At 73.1% G+C, this 13,129-nt stretch carries 17 protein-coding genes; 11 read left to right on the plus strand and 6 right to left on the minus strand.

Annotated features, from left to right (window positions below; genetic code table 11):
- Nucleotides 1-87 precede the first annotated feature (87 nt).
- Both ACZ6CV_RS10635 and ACZ6CV_RS10640 read left to right on the plus strand, forming a co-directional pair.
- Entirely contained in the window at nt 88-1,431 is a 1,344-nt protein-coding gene (locus tag ACZ6CV_RS10635) for a carboxylate--amine ligase (protein ID WP_469250483.1), read from the plus strand.
- The gene (locus ACZ6CV_RS10640; RefSeq protein WP_469250484.1) at nt 1,424-2,692 is read left to right on the plus strand and encodes an FAD-dependent oxidoreductase; all 1,269 of its coding nucleotides are present in this window, start codon (nt 1,424-1,426) and stop codon (nt 2,690-2,692) included. Before ACZ6CV_RS10635 ends, ACZ6CV_RS10640 begins: the two co-directional genes overlap by 8 nt.
- 292 nt (nt 2,693-2,984) lie before the next feature.
- Here ACZ6CV_RS10640 and ACZ6CV_RS10645 read toward each other — a convergent pair whose 3' ends face one another.
- The 3 genes from ACZ6CV_RS10645 to ACZ6CV_RS10655 form a co-directional block, all read right to left on the minus strand.
- The gene (locus ACZ6CV_RS10645; protein ID WP_469250485.1) at nt 2,985-4,301 is read right to left on the minus strand and encodes a chaplin; all 1,317 of its coding nucleotides are present in this window, start codon (nt 4,299-4,301) and stop codon (nt 2,985-2,987) included.
- 96 nt (nt 4,302-4,397) lie between these two features.
- Entirely contained in the window at nt 4,398-4,589 is a 192-nt protein-coding gene (locus tag ACZ6CV_RS10650; protein ID WP_362374887.1) for a chaplin, read from the minus strand.
- 309 nt (nt 4,590-4,898) lie between these two features.
- Entirely contained in the window at nt 4,899-5,309 is a 411-nt protein-coding gene (locus ACZ6CV_RS10655; protein WP_355810772.1) for a rodlin, read from the minus strand.
- A gap of 198 nt (nt 5,310-5,507) precedes the next feature.
- Between ACZ6CV_RS10655 and ACZ6CV_RS10660 the strand changes: the two genes are divergently transcribed.
- The 5 genes from ACZ6CV_RS10660 to ACZ6CV_RS10680 all read left to right on the plus strand — a co-directional run bounded on the left by ACZ6CV_RS10660 (nt 5,508) and on the right by ACZ6CV_RS10680 (nt 8,806).
- Nucleotides 5,508-5,933 carry a hypothetical protein gene (locus ACZ6CV_RS10660; RefSeq protein ID WP_469250486.1) on the plus strand — a complete coding sequence of 142 codons (426 nt, stop codon included), beginning with the start codon at nt 5,508-5,510 and terminating at the stop codon, nt 5,931-5,933.
- Between the two features lie 76 nt (nt 5,934-6,009).
- Entirely contained in the window at nt 6,010-6,420 is a 411-nt protein-coding gene (locus ACZ6CV_RS10665) for a rodlin (RefSeq protein ID WP_469250487.1), read from the plus strand.
- Nucleotides 6,421-7,002: 582 nt separating this feature from the next.
- Nucleotides 7,003-7,410, plus strand: a complete 408-nt coding sequence (locus ACZ6CV_RS10670) for a rodlin (protein ID WP_469250488.1) — start codon at nt 7,003-7,005, stop codon at nt 7,408-7,410.
- A 337-nt stretch (nt 7,411-7,747) separates the two neighbouring features.
- On the plus strand, nt 7,748-8,146 hold the full coding sequence (locus ACZ6CV_RS10675; RefSeq protein WP_469250489.1) for an ATP-binding protein: 399 nt from the start codon (nt 7,748-7,750) through the stop codon (nt 8,144-8,146).
- A 165-nt stretch (nt 8,147-8,311) separates the two neighbouring features.
- The gene (locus ACZ6CV_RS10680; protein WP_469250490.1) at nt 8,312-8,806 is read left to right on the plus strand and encodes a hypothetical protein; all 495 of its coding nucleotides are present in this window, start codon (nt 8,312-8,314) and stop codon (nt 8,804-8,806) included.
- Nucleotides 8,807-8,815: 9 nt separating this feature from the next.
- Here ACZ6CV_RS10680 and ACZ6CV_RS10685 read toward each other — a convergent pair whose 3' ends face one another.
- Genes ACZ6CV_RS10685 through ACZ6CV_RS10695 form a run of 3 tightly spaced genes read right to left on the minus strand, consistent with a single transcriptional unit; the run spans nt 8,816 to nt 10,397 of the window.
- Nucleotides 8,816-9,205, minus strand: coding sequence for an Asp23/Gls24 family envelope stress response protein (locus tag ACZ6CV_RS10685; protein ID WP_469250491.1), 390 nt, complete (start codon nt 9,203-9,205; stop codon nt 8,816-8,818).
- Nucleotides 9,202-9,882 carry an Asp23/Gls24 family envelope stress response protein gene (locus tag ACZ6CV_RS10690; protein WP_469250492.1) on the minus strand — a complete coding sequence of 227 codons (681 nt, stop codon included), beginning with the start codon at nt 9,880-9,882 and terminating at the stop codon, nt 9,202-9,204. Before ACZ6CV_RS10690 ends, ACZ6CV_RS10685 begins: the two co-directional genes overlap by 4 nt.
- Entirely contained in the window at nt 9,873-10,397 is a 525-nt protein-coding gene (locus ACZ6CV_RS10695; RefSeq protein ID WP_469250888.1) for an RNA polymerase sigma factor, read from the minus strand. Before ACZ6CV_RS10695 ends, ACZ6CV_RS10690 begins: the two co-directional genes overlap by 10 nt.
- Before the next feature lie 260 nt (nt 10,398-10,657).
- On the opposite strand from ACZ6CV_RS10695, the gene ACZ6CV_RS10700 reads away from it, so the two are divergent.
- The 4 genes from ACZ6CV_RS10700 to ACZ6CV_RS10715 all read left to right on the plus strand — a co-directional run bounded on the left by ACZ6CV_RS10700 (nt 10,658) and on the right by ACZ6CV_RS10715 (nt 13,101).
- A complete protein-coding gene (locus ACZ6CV_RS10700; protein WP_469250493.1) occupies nt 10,658-11,176 on the plus strand; it encodes an Asp23/Gls24 family envelope stress response protein in 519 nt (172 codons plus the stop codon).
- A gap of 61 nt (nt 11,177-11,237) precedes the next feature.
- Nucleotides 11,238-11,423, plus strand: coding sequence for a hypothetical protein (locus tag ACZ6CV_RS10705; RefSeq protein ID WP_355810746.1), 186 nt, complete (start codon nt 11,238-11,240; stop codon nt 11,421-11,423).
- Entirely contained in the window at nt 11,420-12,535 is a 1,116-nt protein-coding gene (locus ACZ6CV_RS10710; protein WP_469250494.1) for a DUF6286 domain-containing Asp23/Gls24 family envelope stress response protein, read from the plus strand. Before ACZ6CV_RS10705 ends, ACZ6CV_RS10710 begins: the two co-directional genes overlap by 4 nt.
- Complete coding sequence (locus ACZ6CV_RS10715; protein ID WP_469250495.1) at nt 12,532-13,101, plus strand: Asp23/Gls24 family envelope stress response protein; 570 nt, start codon at nt 12,532-12,534, stop codon at nt 13,099-13,101. The genes ACZ6CV_RS10710 and ACZ6CV_RS10715 overlap by 4 nt, the downstream gene beginning before the upstream one ends.
- Nucleotides 13,102-13,129 lie beyond the last annotated feature (28 nt).

Consider the following 13,129-nt stretch of genomic DNA (forward strand, 5'->3'; position numbering starts at 1 on the left):
TCCGACCGCACTTCACTGACACCTCGTCATATGTATTTCTATTGCGCCAATCGAGTTTCTAATCCTGCCTTTCCCCACATCGCCCGCATGGGTGACCGACAAGCGAGAGTGACATTGCAGCCCCCTCTGGACACCCGCATTCCCGCGGTCCTGTTGCGGATCGACAGGAATCCCTTTCACCACGGAACCCTCGGCGCCGTGCGCTCCCTCGGCCGCGCCGGCATCGAGGTCCACCTCGTGGCCGACGACCGCGAGAGCCCCGTACGGCGCTCGCGGTATCTGCACCGGATGCACGCGCCGCCCGCCCCGGGCGCCTCCCTCGCCGAGGTGGCCGCCGTGCTGCGCCGGGTCGCGCGCCGCCTCACCGGACCCGCCGTCCTGATCCCCCTGGACGACGCGGGGGCCCTCGCGGTCGGCGCCCTGTACGGGGAGCTCTCCGACCGGTTCCTGCTGCCCCGTACGGCCGCGGGCGTGGCCGAACGCGTGGCCGACAAGGCGTCCCTGGCCGAGGTCTGCGCGCTGGCCGGCGTGGCCCATCCGACGACGCTGGCCCCGGAGTCCGCCGCGGAGGCCGCCGGCGCCGTGCACCGGCTCGGCTCCCCCACCGTGGCGAAGTGGAGCCGTCCCTGGCTGCTGCCCCACGGCACCGGGCTGCGCAGCACCACCGTGATCGGCTCCCCGCACGAGGCGGCCGCGCTGTTCGAACGCCGGGCCGAGGCCGGCAGCCCGCTGCTGCTCCAGGCGTTCGTGCCCGGGGCCCGCGGCGCCGACTGGTTCGTGCACGGCTGCGCCGGCCGGGACGGCGTCGTACGCGGCGGCGGTACGGGCCGCAAGCACCGCTCCTGGCCGCGCGCGGCGGGCCTGACGGTGAGCGGCGAGTGGTCCGCCGACCCCGCGCTGCGGGCCGCCGCCGCGCAGGTGGTGTCGGCCCTGGAGTACCGCGGGATCTTCGACCTCGACTTCCGCAGGGACGCCACCACCGGCGCCTACCACCTCATCGACTTCAACCCACGCCCCGGCGCCCAGTTCCGGCTCTTCACCGACGGCGCGGGCACCGACGTCGTCCGCGCCCTGCACCTCGACCTGACCCACCGCCCCGTACCGCCCCCGGAACCGCTGCCCGGCCGCGCCTTCGTGGTCGAGAACTACGCCCCGCTGACCGCGCTGCGCCTGCTGTCCCTGCCCGTGCACCTGCCCGGACAGCGCACCCCCTCCCCGGCCGGCGAACTCGCCTGGCACGCCGGCGACGACCCCGGACCCGGCGCGGCCCTGCGCCGGCAGTGGCGCCGCCACCTGGTGCGACGGCTGCGCGAGGGCCTCGGCCGGCGCGCCCGCACGGTCCTGACGTCCCTGTCGAGCCGGGCGCGGGACCACGCGCCCGCCGTCCTGCCCGGCCGGGCCGGCAGAGAGCGAGCGGTCACCGATGCATGACCTGCTGATCGTCGGCGCGGGCCCCTACGGCCTGTCGATCGCCGCGCACGCCGCGGCGGCCGGCCTCGACGTACGGATCTTCGGCAGGACCATGGCGTCCTGGCGGGAGAACATGCCGCGCGGCATGTTCCTCAAGTCCGAGCCGTGGGCCTCCGACCTGTCGGACCCCGCGGGCCGCTACGGCCTCGCCGCCTTCTGCGCCCGCGAGGGCCTGCCCGCCGAACACGGCAGACCTCTGCCCATCGAGCACTTCGCGTCCTACGGCCTGTGGTTCGCCGAGCGGGCCGCGCCCCCGGTCGACGAGCGCCTCATCGCCGGCGTCCGCCCCGCCCCAGGCGGCGGCTACGAGGCCACGACCGAGGACGGCGAGGTCTGCCGCGCACGAGCCGTGGCCCTCGCGGTGGGCGTGCTGCCCTTCACCGAAATCCCCGCGGCCGTACGGGAACTGGGCGACGCCCACGTGTCGCACAGCAGCCACCACGCCGACCTGCGGCGCTTCGCGGGACAGGACGTGACGGTGCTCGGCGCGGGCCAGGCGGCCCTGGAGACCGCGGCCCTGCTCGCCGAACAGGGCACCCGCGTCCGCGTCCTCGCCCGCTCCTCCCGCGTCACCTGGAACACCCTGCCCCCGCCCCTGCGGCGCCCTTGGCGGGAGTCGCTGCGCGCCCCGCACACCGGCCTCGGCTGCGGCTGGCGCAACACCTTCTACGCGCGCACCCCCGGCCTCTTCCGGCGGCTCCCGGAGCCGTCCCGCGCCCGCACCGCCGCCGACGCGCTGGGCCCGGCCGGGGCGTGGTGGGTCAGGGAACGCGTGGAAGGCGCCGTCGACGTGCGCGTCGGCCACCACGTCGAGGCCGCCGAAGCCGCCGACGGCCGCGTCCGGATCCGCGCCCTCACCCGCACCGGTGAGGACCTCACCTTCACGACGGACCACGTCATCGCCGCCACCGGCTTTCGCGCGAGCACCGACCGCCTCACCGTCCTCGCCCCGGAGCTGCACGCCCGCCTGCGCTCCCTCACCGACGGCACCCCGTACGTCGGCGACCGCTTCGAGACCTCGTGCCCCGGACTGTTCCTGGCCGGCCTGACGACCGCGTCGAGCTTCGGCCCCGCCATGCGCTTCGTGTACGGGGCCGCGTTCACCGCGCAGCGTCTGGTGCGGGGCGTGGAACGGCACGTACGCAGCGGACGGCACGCCGCCTTTCCGGCGCGGCCTCACCCTCGTGCCGAGCCGGTGCGTTCCGGCTGCTCTTCTGAGTGACAGGGCGGGCGAACGGGTGAACCGCACTTCCGCCGCGGGGCATCCGGTGGTGCACTGAAAACGCTTCATTGGGACAGCCTCGGGTCGCTCCCCGACAGCCGCCGGCATCAATGCCGTGAGGGCGCGACAAAACCGAAGGGCTGGTCGCCACCTCCTTGTGCGCCGGCAGGAAATCCGCTCCTCGGAGCATTCCTGTCGGCGCACCGCTGTGTCCAGAACGACGAATTCCCCGTAACCCACGGCGGGTTACGGGGAATTCGGCGCACGGATTCACGGATTCACGGGGTCACCGTCATCGCCGGGAACCGGTGAGTCCGCGACGGTAGAGGATCGCTCCGCCGAGCAGCAGTCCCATGCTGGCGGCGGCCCCGCCGATCAGCGAGGAGTCCGCGCCGGTCTCGGCCAGCTGCCCCTGCGCGCCGGCCACCTGAATCGGCCGGTCGGCACGCGTGCCGTGCTGAGCGTGGTGCGGCGCGGGCGCCGGTGCCCGGTGCGTGACGACCCGGTCGTCGCCCGGCGTCACGGGGCGCGGCACGGAGGGCACCGCCCGGGGCCGCGGGCCGGGGGCCTCCGGCGTGTGGGCGACGGGCGGTGCCGTGGTGTGGTGGCGCGGGGCGTCGTGGTGGCGCGGCTCCTCGTGGCGGGGGTGGTCCTGGTCCCCGCCCGGGCACTTGTTGCCCATGGTGGGCGACAGGAGCCCGATGACGCCGACGGTGTTGCCGCAGGCCTGGACCGGCACGTCCGCGGGGGCCTTGGCGTTGTTGCCGCCCAGCACACCGGGCGAGTTGGCCGAGTGGCCCTGCGCGGTGGAACCGCCCCCGGTGTGGTCGTCCCTGCCGTGCTCGCTGCGCGTGTCGTCGCTGCCGTACCCCTCGTGCCGGGTCCGCTCCGGCGCCTTGTGCGGCGCGGGCGCGGCCTCGTGCGTCGGCTCGTGCTTGGGCTTCGGCGCGGCGTGCTTCGGCTCGTGCTTGTTCACGGGGTGGGCCGGCTCGTGCTTCGGCGTGGGCGCGGCGTGGCCGGCCTCGTGCTTCGGCTCGTGCTTGGGCTTCGGCGCGGCGTGCTTCGGCTCGTGCTTGCGCACCGGGTGGGCCGGCTCGTGACGCGGCTCGTGGTGCTGCGCCGCGGGACGGTGCTCGTGCTTCGGCGCGGGGTGGCTCGCCTCGTGCTTGGGCTCGTGCTTCGGCTTCGGCGCGGCGTGGCTCGGCTCGTGCTTGCGCACCGGGTGGGCCGGCTCGTGGTGCTGCGCCGCGGGACGGTGCTCGTGGTGGTGCGCGGCGGGAGCGGGCGCGGGGTGGCTCTGCGGAGCGCGGGCCTGCGGCGCCGGGGCCGGCGGGGCGGGGCTCGGCATGGCCGGGGCGGAGCGGGCGTAGTACGACGCGCACGAGTTGCCGAACGCCGGGTTGAGTCCCGCGGCGGCGTCGACCGAGTTGCCGCACGCGTTCACCGGTACCTCGACCGGGGCCTGCACGCTGTTGCCCGACAAGAAGCCTGGCGAGTCCAACGCCTGCCCGTTCGCTTCGGAAGCGGCGAACGCGTGGGTGCCGGACAGGGACAGGATGCTCGTGGCGGCCGCGGCGGAGAGCATTCCTTTGCTGAGGGCCTGTCGCAATCTAGTGGTCTTTCTCTGTCCGATGGGGAGCCGGCCCTGGCCCCGGGAGGGATGCCAGGGCCGGCTGGGCACAGCAGAAGCAGCTGGGCCGTTACGTCAGTCGTTGGCGCACTGGTTGCCGAACGCCGGGTTCAGCAGACCGATGACGTCGACGGTGTTGCCGCACACGTTGACGGGAACGTGGACGGGAACCTGCACGGCGTTGCCGGAGAGAACGCCCGGGGAACCGACGGCCGCGCCCTCGGCACCGGCGTCGGCGAACGCCGGGGCGCCCAGGCCCAGCGCCATGACGGCACCGGCGATGATCGTTGCGCTCTTCTTGAGCTTCACAGCTTTTCCCTTCTTTCGGGTCACGTCTAAACGCCGGCCGAGACCGGGCGGGCAGTTCCTGTTCCCGCACCGTGACCTGAGCTCTACTTAACGAGCGATAGGGGCAGAAGAAACCGCGAAGTTGACACCCCTCGGAAGTTCACTCGAATGCGACCCCTACCGAATTCCGCCCGCATCAAGGCATGTTGTGCCCCGGCATGAGAAAGCCCGGGCCACCCGCGGAGGAAGGAGAACGGGCGGCCCGAGCTGACTCGGCAGTGCGGCAGATCAGCCGTTGTTCACGCCGTTGCCGGAGAGCGCCGGGATGTCGCTCAGGATGTGCGACAGCGGCTCGTCGCCCTTGGCCTGCGTCGAGTTCTCGGTGCACTGCTGGTTCTGCGGCGCCGACAGGATCGGGATGTCCTGGACGGCGATCGGCACCAGGCCGACGAGGGCGCCGACGTTGGCCTTGACCGGGAGGCCGATGCAGGGCTTGTTCAGCGAGCCCTGGACCGCCGTCAGCTGCGGGCTCATGTTGCCCTTGATGGCGGAGTTGCCGAACGACTGCTTGGCGCCGTTGCCGCTCAGCGACTGGGTGCCGCCGTCGTCACCGATGGCCATCGCGGCAGGCGAAGCGGCAGCAGAAATACCAACGACGGAGACGGCGACCGCGGCCGCTGCCATTGCCTTCTTGAGCATTTGATGTTCCTTTTCTGGCGGACGCTCAGGTTACTGCGAGCTGTTCAACTCGCCCTGCCACGTTTGGTTCCGGTCGTTCACTCCATCGGATCTTTCCGTTGTCGCCGTGCTGCCGGGGCGTACGCCGCGCGTCTCACCCCCGTTCGGCATGAAGGTCGGATTATCCTCAGATCATCCGGCCGGTCCTGGAAGGAATTCATGAAACGTGTGAAATGCAAGCCCGCCGATTCCCGTTCTCTTTCCTCGGTGCCGTGGAGCGACCGGGAACTGCGGCTGGTGGAACGCCTGGCGACGGTGCACCAGGAGCTCGCGCGGGTGCGCCGGGAGCGTGCGGCGCTCGTCTCCTACGTATGGCGTCTGCACGGTGGGAGTCTCGGCGCTCCCGACCTGGCCGGCGGGCGCGCGGTCCAGGTCGACACGGCGGCCGGCAGCCTGTCGTGGCGTATCGACGCCGAGGACACGGACCTCCTCGCGGAGTCCGGCGGCCGGGCGCCGGGGCCCGCCGCCACGACGGCCGAGACGCTGAACCGGCTGTCCTTCCTTCATCTGCACCGCAGGCCCAACCGTCCGACCCGGTACAGGCGGACAGCGGCTGCCGCGCTTGGCAATGGGCCATCGGAGTGAACTCCAGCAACTACTCACCGCTGCGGCAGTTGCTCAGGTTGCTCCTTGGACGGGGCTCACTCAGAAGGGAAAACCTGTGCTGAAGAAGGTTATGACCGCTGCCGCGGTGACGGCTTCCGTCGTCGGCATGTCGGCTGCCGCGGCCCCCACGGCGCTCGCCATCGGCAACGACGGTGGCACCGAGACCATGAGCGGCAACAACGCCATGCAGTCGTTCGGCAACTCCGCCACGTACGGAAACATGAGCCCGCAGATGGCGCTCATCCAGGGTTCGCTCAACAAGCCCTGCATCGGCCTGCCCGCGAAGGCCAACATCGGTTCCCTCGTCGGCCTGGTGCCGATCGCCGTCCAGGACATCCCGATCCTGTCGGCGCCGCAGAACCAGCAGTGCACCGAGAACTCGACGCAGGCCAAGGGCGACGAGCCGCTGTCGCACATCCTGAGCGACCTGCCGGTCCTTTCCGGCAACGGCGTGAACAACGACTGACCCTCAACACCGTGCAGCGGGCCGCCATTTGTACGATGGCGGCCCGCTGAGCTGTTTCCGCTGAGGTGTTTCCCCCGTGCTGTTTCCGCGGGGCCGGACGGGCGGTCAGTAACGTGGCCACGGATCGCGGTCGACCAGGCTCGTCCATTCGGGATCGGGGCGCCCGGGAAGCGTCTTTCCCTGCTCCCGCCAGTTCCTGATCAGGGATTCGTAGATGGGATCCGTACGGCTCTCCGGGGATTGCCTGCTCACCGGAATGACGCCCAGCCGCTTCCAGGACCCTGCGCGGTCAGCCATATGTCCTCGTCACGACTGTTCAACGCGGCGAGGGCCCCGGCGGCATGGAGAATCGTCCGAACGACGGACCCGGCGCGCTCACCTGCCTGCACTGCCGTTCGGGATGTCCCATATTCCTTCCCCCGTACGGGAGTTCGCGGGAATTCGGTGCGCGAGATCACCCGCCCTGGCGTTCAGCACATTAATGCTCTGAACGGGTCACTGGCCGCAACCGCTGCCCCCTCAGTCAGTTGATCGTCATGCGGCTCCGATGCGGAGCCTCTCTTCGAAGGGAACATCAACACCATGAAGAAGCTGTTCGCGACGGCCGCCCTCGCCGCTTCCGTCGCCGGCATGTCCGCCGCCACCGCCCCGCAGGCCCTCGCCATCGGCGACGACCAGGGCACCACCTCGGTCAGCGGCAACGGCGCCGAGCAGACCTTTGGCAACTCCTCCACGCACGGCAACATGAGCCCCCAGATGTCCCTGGTCCAGGGCTCGCTCAACAAGCCCTGCATCGGCCTCCCGGCCAAGGTCAACGCCGGTTCCCTCGTCGGCCTGGTGCCGATCGCGGTCCAGGACATCAACGTCCTCTCCGCCCCGCAGAACCAGCAGTGCACCGAGAACTCCACCCAGGCCAAGGGCGACGAGCCGCTGTCGCACATCCTGGAGGACATCCCGCTGCTCTCGGGCAACGGCACCGGCAACCACTGATCCGCACGCACCCCGCCGTGGCCGGGGGGCGTCGCCGGGGAAGGCCCGCAGCACATCGTTGACGGCGCCTTCCCCGTCCCCCCGGCAGCGCCACCCGCCCGCCGCGTCCGGCGGGCACCCTCGGCCGTCTGACGGACCTCTCAGCGTGGTGGGCGTTCGTACGCCGGGACCACGATCACCACCACTTCGGCTCGTGCGACGGCCGCCACGGATGACCGTGGCGGCCCTTGTGCATTTCCTACCTATTCGGGCGAATGGCTCGTACGGCGCGTGTGCTCGTACCGCCCCGGGGCAATCGGAAGGGACCAGCCCACGAGATCGGTGGATGTGATGCGCTGTGACCACTGTCAGCAGGCCGGACGCCGCACTCCTCAGCTGCCCCCAGAGCCCGGCCGCGGCCCGGGACGCCGTACGCGCGGTGCTGCGCCAAGAAGACGAGCCGGTCGGTGAGATGGCCTTCACCGATGCCGTCCTGGTCACCTCGGAACTGGTCACCAACGCGATCCGGCACGCCGGCGGCCTGCGCGGCTTCACGTGCCGCGTGCGGTCCGGCCACGTCGAGATCGCCGTCGAGGACGGCAGCGACGAGGTGCCGGTGACCCGCCCCCGGACGGCCCTCCTCATGAGCGGCGGCCACGGATGGCCCACCGTCTGCCGGCTCGCCGACGACGTGAGCGTGACGCACCTTCCCGGCGGCGGCAAACGCGTCGTCGCCCGCGTCCCGCTGACGGCCTAGACGGCCGCCCGTCCGGCTCCCGTCCGGCTCCCGGCCGGCCACCCTGCCGGCCCAGCGGACCCGCCCGTCACCGTGTGGCTACCGGGAAGCCCGGCGGCGGCGGGGTTCCATGGGGTGGCCATGTCTCCCCTCCCGGAAGGGCCGGTCCCCGCGGTGCAGCGAAGCGTGAAGACAATCCTCGTGACGACGGTGGCCGCGCTGACGGCCCTGGCTCCCGGTGCGGCGAGCGCGGCCCCACGGCACGCGCTCACCCTCAACACGACGGCCCGCACCAGCGCGGACGGCTCGCGTGCGGTCCTCTCGGGCACGTACACGTGCGAGGGGTTCACCGGCCCCGTACGGCTGCGGGTCGCGCTGCGGACGCAGCAGACGCGGCCGCTCACCGCGGCCGAGACCGAGACCGTGAAGAACCTCTACCAGTGGCTGGGCATCCCCGGCACGCCCGTCCCGAAGACGTCCACGTCGAACACCGCCATCCAGCACACGTTCTCCGCGTCCTGCGACGGCAGCGCCACCGCCCACCCGTGGCAGCGCGCGCTCTCCGGGGCCGGGCCCAAGGGCACCAAGGCCTCCGTCACCGTGACGATGCTGGACATGAACGCCCGTACGCCCCAGGAGAATCCGCTCGCCCGCACCTCGGCCGACGTGACCTTCGCCTGAGCCGTACGGTCATACGCGGCCGGTCACCGTCACCGAGACCCGCGGGGGCTCCGCGTCGCCGGTCAGGCCGTCGCCGGTCAGGCTGTCGCCGGTCAGCCCGAGGAGGGCCTCGGTCACCGCGGCGCGCACCGCGCGGGTGACGTCCAGGGCGCGGTGGCCCCGGCGCAGGACCACGCGGATGTCGGCGTTCCAGGGTTCGCCGCGGCCGCCGGTGACCCGTACGCCCGAGGAACGGGACGAGGTGCCGAGGGCGGCCGCCGCTCCCGCCGTCCTGGTCAGCGGGTTGGACGCGCGCAGGAGTTCGGCCACGCCCGGACGCAGGAAGGCGACGCCCGGAGTGCCGAGGACCGCCTCCCGCACGGCCTCGGTCAGCGCACCGGAGGTGAGTCGTTCGGTCACGGCTGCCGCCTCTCCACGCCGTCCCGCGCGGTGTCGGGGTCTTCGGTGTCGTCGGCGTCGTCCATGAGGTCGGCGATCGTCACGTCGACGGTCGCGACGCGCATCCCGAGCTCGTCGTCCACCGCCGCGAGGACCCGGTCGCGGACCTGCTCGGCGACCGCTTGGAGGTTCCATGTGAGGGCCACGGCCACGGAGATCCGCACACGCACCGGCTCGCGCGAGCGGCGCGCGGGCCCGAGCAGCGCCCGGTCGTCCCCGGTGAGCGGCTCGATGCGGCAGCTGCCCGCCCGTACGCCCGGCAGGGTCTCCGCGGCGGCGCGGACGGTACGGGCCGCCGCGGCCTCCACAATCCACGCGTCCTCCTCCCGCTCGCCCAGCGGCAGGGTGCGGCCCGGCCGCAGTTCGAGGCGCACCACGTCCATGACGCGGCCGACCAGCGCGGCGGCGTCGGGCTCCGGCTCCCTCGGGTCGCTATCGCGGGCGGCCGACACGACGTCCTCCAGGCGTCGCAGCGTGTCCAGCGCCTCGGTGCAGTGCGGGCAGGTCTCGGCGTGCGGGTCGGGCTCGCCGTTCTCCGCGCGCTCCCAGACGCTCCACACGTCCCGACCGCAGGGCAGCAGTTCGTTCGGTTCGTCCGTCATCGCTCCGTCCGGCCCGTGGTCCTCGTTCACCGCCATGCGGCCATCGCCTCCGTGAGATAGCGCCGCGCCCTGAAGACGCGGCCCCGGACCGCCTCCGGACTGATGCCGACCGTCTCGGCGATGGTTTCGTAGGCGAGGCCGTTCAGCTCGCGCAGCACCCAGCACACGCGCTGCTCGGGGGAGAGGCCCTCCATCGCCCGGCCGAGGTCCGCCACGGCGGCGTGCGACTCGACCACCCGGGAGGGCGACGCCTCGTGCTCGGGTGCCTGCGGCTCGGGGACCTCGCCCAGGTCCACGGAGGGGCGGCGGGCCCGCAGCAGATTGAGGCACCGGTTGGTGACGATGCGGTGCATCCACGTGCCGAACTGCGCGTCCTTGCGGAACTCGGGCAGCTTGCGCCAGGCGCTCACGAAGGACTCCTGCACGGCGTCCTCGGCCTCCGTGCGGCTGCCGAGCAGCCGGGTCGCGAGCCGCAGCAGGGCGGGCACATGGCGGCGCACGAGCTCCTCGAAGGCCTCTTCGTCGCCCTCCGAGGCCCGTACGGCCAGCAGTCTGTCCTCGCGCCGTGAGGAATCGTCCGCTTCCTCTCGCGCGCCGTCCCGGTCCCCCGGCACACGCGGCTCCTCTCCGTTGCGGCACTCAGGTCGTACCCCTATGACACTGCGGCGTCCTGCCGCGTTACGCGACGCGGGCGGGCGATCCGGAGGAGAAATCCGGCCGACCCGCGTAACGAACGACATCCGTGTGTGTCAGACAGGAGCGGGGCCGGGCACCCGGCCCCCGAAGGTTTCCACGACGAGGAGATGGCTTCATGGCGACTCAGGACATCACTTCGAAGACAACCACGACAGGCGGCGAGGGGACGGGCTTTCCCGGCGCCACCCAGACCGTGCCGGGCAGCACCACCGTGACGGGCCGCACCGGCGCCGCCGAGCCGGCCGCGACCCGCGGCAAGACCTCCATCGCCGACGTCGTGGTGGTGAAGATCGCCGGGATGGCCGCGCGGGAGATCCCCGGCGTGTTCGACATGGGCGGCGGCCTCTCCCGCACCCTCGGCGCCGTCCGCGACCGCGTCCCCGGTGGCCGCCCCAACGTCGGACGCGGCGTGAAGGTCGAGGTCGGCGAGCGGCAGACGGCCATCGACCTGGACATCGTCGTCGAGTACGGCGTGCCCATCACCGACGTCGCCCACGACGTGCGCGAGAACGTCATCGCCGCGGTGGAGCGCATCACCGGCCTGGAGGTCGTCGAGGTCAACGTCGCGGTCAACGACGTGCGCCTGCCCGACGACGAGGGCGCGGACTCTTCCGGCGAGACGCGCGTGGAGTAGGCATTCCACGTCCGGCCCGGGGTACGGCAGCGATGTCTTCTTCTGTGGTGAGGGGTGAGTGGTGAGCACAGCTCTGGTGGGCATGGTGGCCGGGATGGCCCTGGGATTCGCCGGGTGGTTCGGCGGCTTCGGTGCCTTCCTCCTGGTCGCCGCGCTGGGCGCGGTCGGCTTCCTGGTGGGGCGCCTGGTGGACGACGGCACGGACATACGGGGCTTCCTCGGCGGCCGTGACCGGGGGCGGCGATGAGCACCCCGGCCGGGGAGCGCGGCTCGACGACCGTCGCCGACCGCGCGGTGCGCCGCATCGCGGAGCAGGCCGCCACGGAGGCGCTCGCCCCCTATGAGGTGCGGGCCACCCGGAGTGCGGCGTCGGTACGCGGGCGCCGCGCGCGGGTCGCCGTCACCGTGACGCTGCCGTACCCCGAGGTCCTCGACGACGCGGGCGAACGCGTGCGGTCGCACGTCGCCGACCGCACGCACCGGCTCACCGGGCTCGCGGTGCCCTCGCCGCGGATACGGGTGGGCGGGCTGCGGGTGCGGGGTGCGCGGGACGCGGAGCCCGTACCGGGTGGGCGGGCCGTCGAGGCGGTCGAGGCGGCGGAGGACGGTCTCGGGGCGGGTGAAGGCGGGCGCCGGGTGCGGCGGCCGTGGGGGCAACGGCGGCTCCCCGTCGGGGCTCTGGCGCTGCTGGCCGCCCTGGTCTGCGGGGTCCTCCTGTACGACGTCCTCGCCGTGCACGCGGCGGGGCGGGCGCCCGCGCGGTGGCGGGTGGACCTGTTGCGGTGGCTCACCACGCACGGCCCGGACAGCAGCGCCTGGCCGGGCCTCGTGGCCGCGTTCGCCGTGCTCGTGCTCGGCGTGTGGCTGCTGGTGCTCGCCGTCACGCCGGGGCTGCGCGGCCGGCTCCCGATGCGCGAGCCCGTGCCGGAGCTCCGTGCGACGCTCGACCGGCGTGCGGCGGCCGCGCTGGTGCGGGACGCGGTGTCGGAGCTGCCCGGGGTCGGCCGGGTGCGGGTGTCGGTCGGCCGCCGGGTCGTCCGCGTGCGTGCCGGGCTCACTTTCGGCCAACTGGACGTGGCGCGGCGGGCGGTGCGGGACGTGGTGGAACGGACGGTGGCGTCCTGGGGCACGGCACGACAGCCACGGCTGCGGGTACGGGTGGCTCCGGAGCCGGTGTGGCGGGACCCGGTGGGGGCGGCTACGGGGCGGGACCCGGTGGGAGTGGATACGGGTGCGGGGGTGGCCCCTGTGACTGAGGGGGCGGCTCCTGTGACTGAGGGCGCGGCATCCGTGGTGCCCGCGCCGGCCACGGATCCCGTGACCGGTGACCGTTCCGGGCAAGGGGGCGGTGGTCGATGAGCCGGATGCGTGGCGGGATCAACCGCGCCGCCCTGGTCTGCGCGGCGGCGGCGCTGCTCGGTGCGGGGGCCGTCCTCGCGTCCGCGACCGACCCCGTACGGGACCGGCTGCCGTCCGGCGCGCCGCGGCTCGGCGCCGACCGGGTGTGGCTCGACGGGGACGACCTGAGCCGGTGGCGCGGCCACGAGGGGTGGACGGCGCTGGTCGTCGCCGCGCTCTCCGTCGGCGTACTCCTGTTCCTCGGCTGGGCCCTCGCGCAGCTCCGCGGCGGACGGCTGCGCGAACTGCCCCTGGGCCGCCCCGACATCACCCTCTCCGGGTCCGCGCTCGCCGCGGCGATGACCGAGCGGACCCGTGCCGTCCAGGGCGTCGCCCACGCGCGCGTACGCCTCCGAGGAAGCCGGCGGGGGCTGCGTGCCCGCATCACGGTCGTTCTGGCGCCGGACAGCGCCCCGCAGGACGTACTGCGCCGGCTGGCCCGGGAGACGGTGGCCGAGGCGCGCGCCGCGGTCGCTCCCCGGCCGCTGCGCGTCGACGTACGGGTGAAATGCGAGCGGCGCCGGTAACGGGGCCGGCGCCGCTGCGGGGGATCAG

Source organism: Streptomyces sp. NPDC041713, from assembly GCF_055591085.1.

What these genes read in the sequence shown, in the direction of transcription:
- ACZ6CV_RS10700 (WP_469250493.1), top strand. Translation starts at nt 10,658, where the DNA reads ATGGCGACTCAGGACATCACTTCGAAGACAACCACGACAGGCGGCGAG.
- ACZ6CV_RS10660 (WP_469250486.1), top strand. Translation starts at nt 5,508, where the DNA reads ATGAAACGTGTGAAATGCAAGCCCGCCGATTCCCGTTCTCTTTCCTCG.
- ACZ6CV_RS10650 (WP_362374887.1), bottom strand. Translation starts at nt 4,589, where the DNA reads ATGGCGCTGGGCCTGGGCGCCCCGGCGTTCGCCGACGCCGGTGCCGAG.
- ACZ6CV_RS10635 (WP_469250483.1), top strand. Translation starts at nt 88, where the DNA reads ATGGGTGACCGACAAGCGAGAGTGACATTGCAGCCCCCTCTGGACACC.
- ACZ6CV_RS10690 (WP_469250492.1), bottom strand. Translation starts at nt 9,882, where the DNA reads ATGGCGGTGAACGAGGACCACGGGCCGGACGGAGCGATGACGGACGAA.
- ACZ6CV_RS10710 (WP_469250494.1), top strand. Translation starts at nt 11,420, where the DNA reads ATGAGCACCCCGGCCGGGGAGCGCGGCTCGACGACCGTCGCCGACCGC.
- ACZ6CV_RS10655 (WP_355810772.1), bottom strand. Translation starts at nt 5,309, where the DNA reads ATGCTCAAGAAGGCAATGGCAGCGGCCGCGGTCGCCGTCTCCGTCGTT.
- ACZ6CV_RS10715 (WP_469250495.1), top strand. Translation starts at nt 12,532, where the DNA reads ATGAGCCGGATGCGTGGCGGGATCAACCGCGCCGCCCTGGTCTGCGCG.
- ACZ6CV_RS10640 (WP_469250484.1), top strand. Translation starts at nt 1,424, where the DNA reads ATGCATGACCTGCTGATCGTCGGCGCGGGCCCCTACGGCCTGTCGATC.
- ACZ6CV_RS10670 (WP_469250488.1), top strand. Translation starts at nt 7,003, where the DNA reads ATGAAGAAGCTGTTCGCGACGGCCGCCCTCGCCGCTTCCGTCGCCGGC.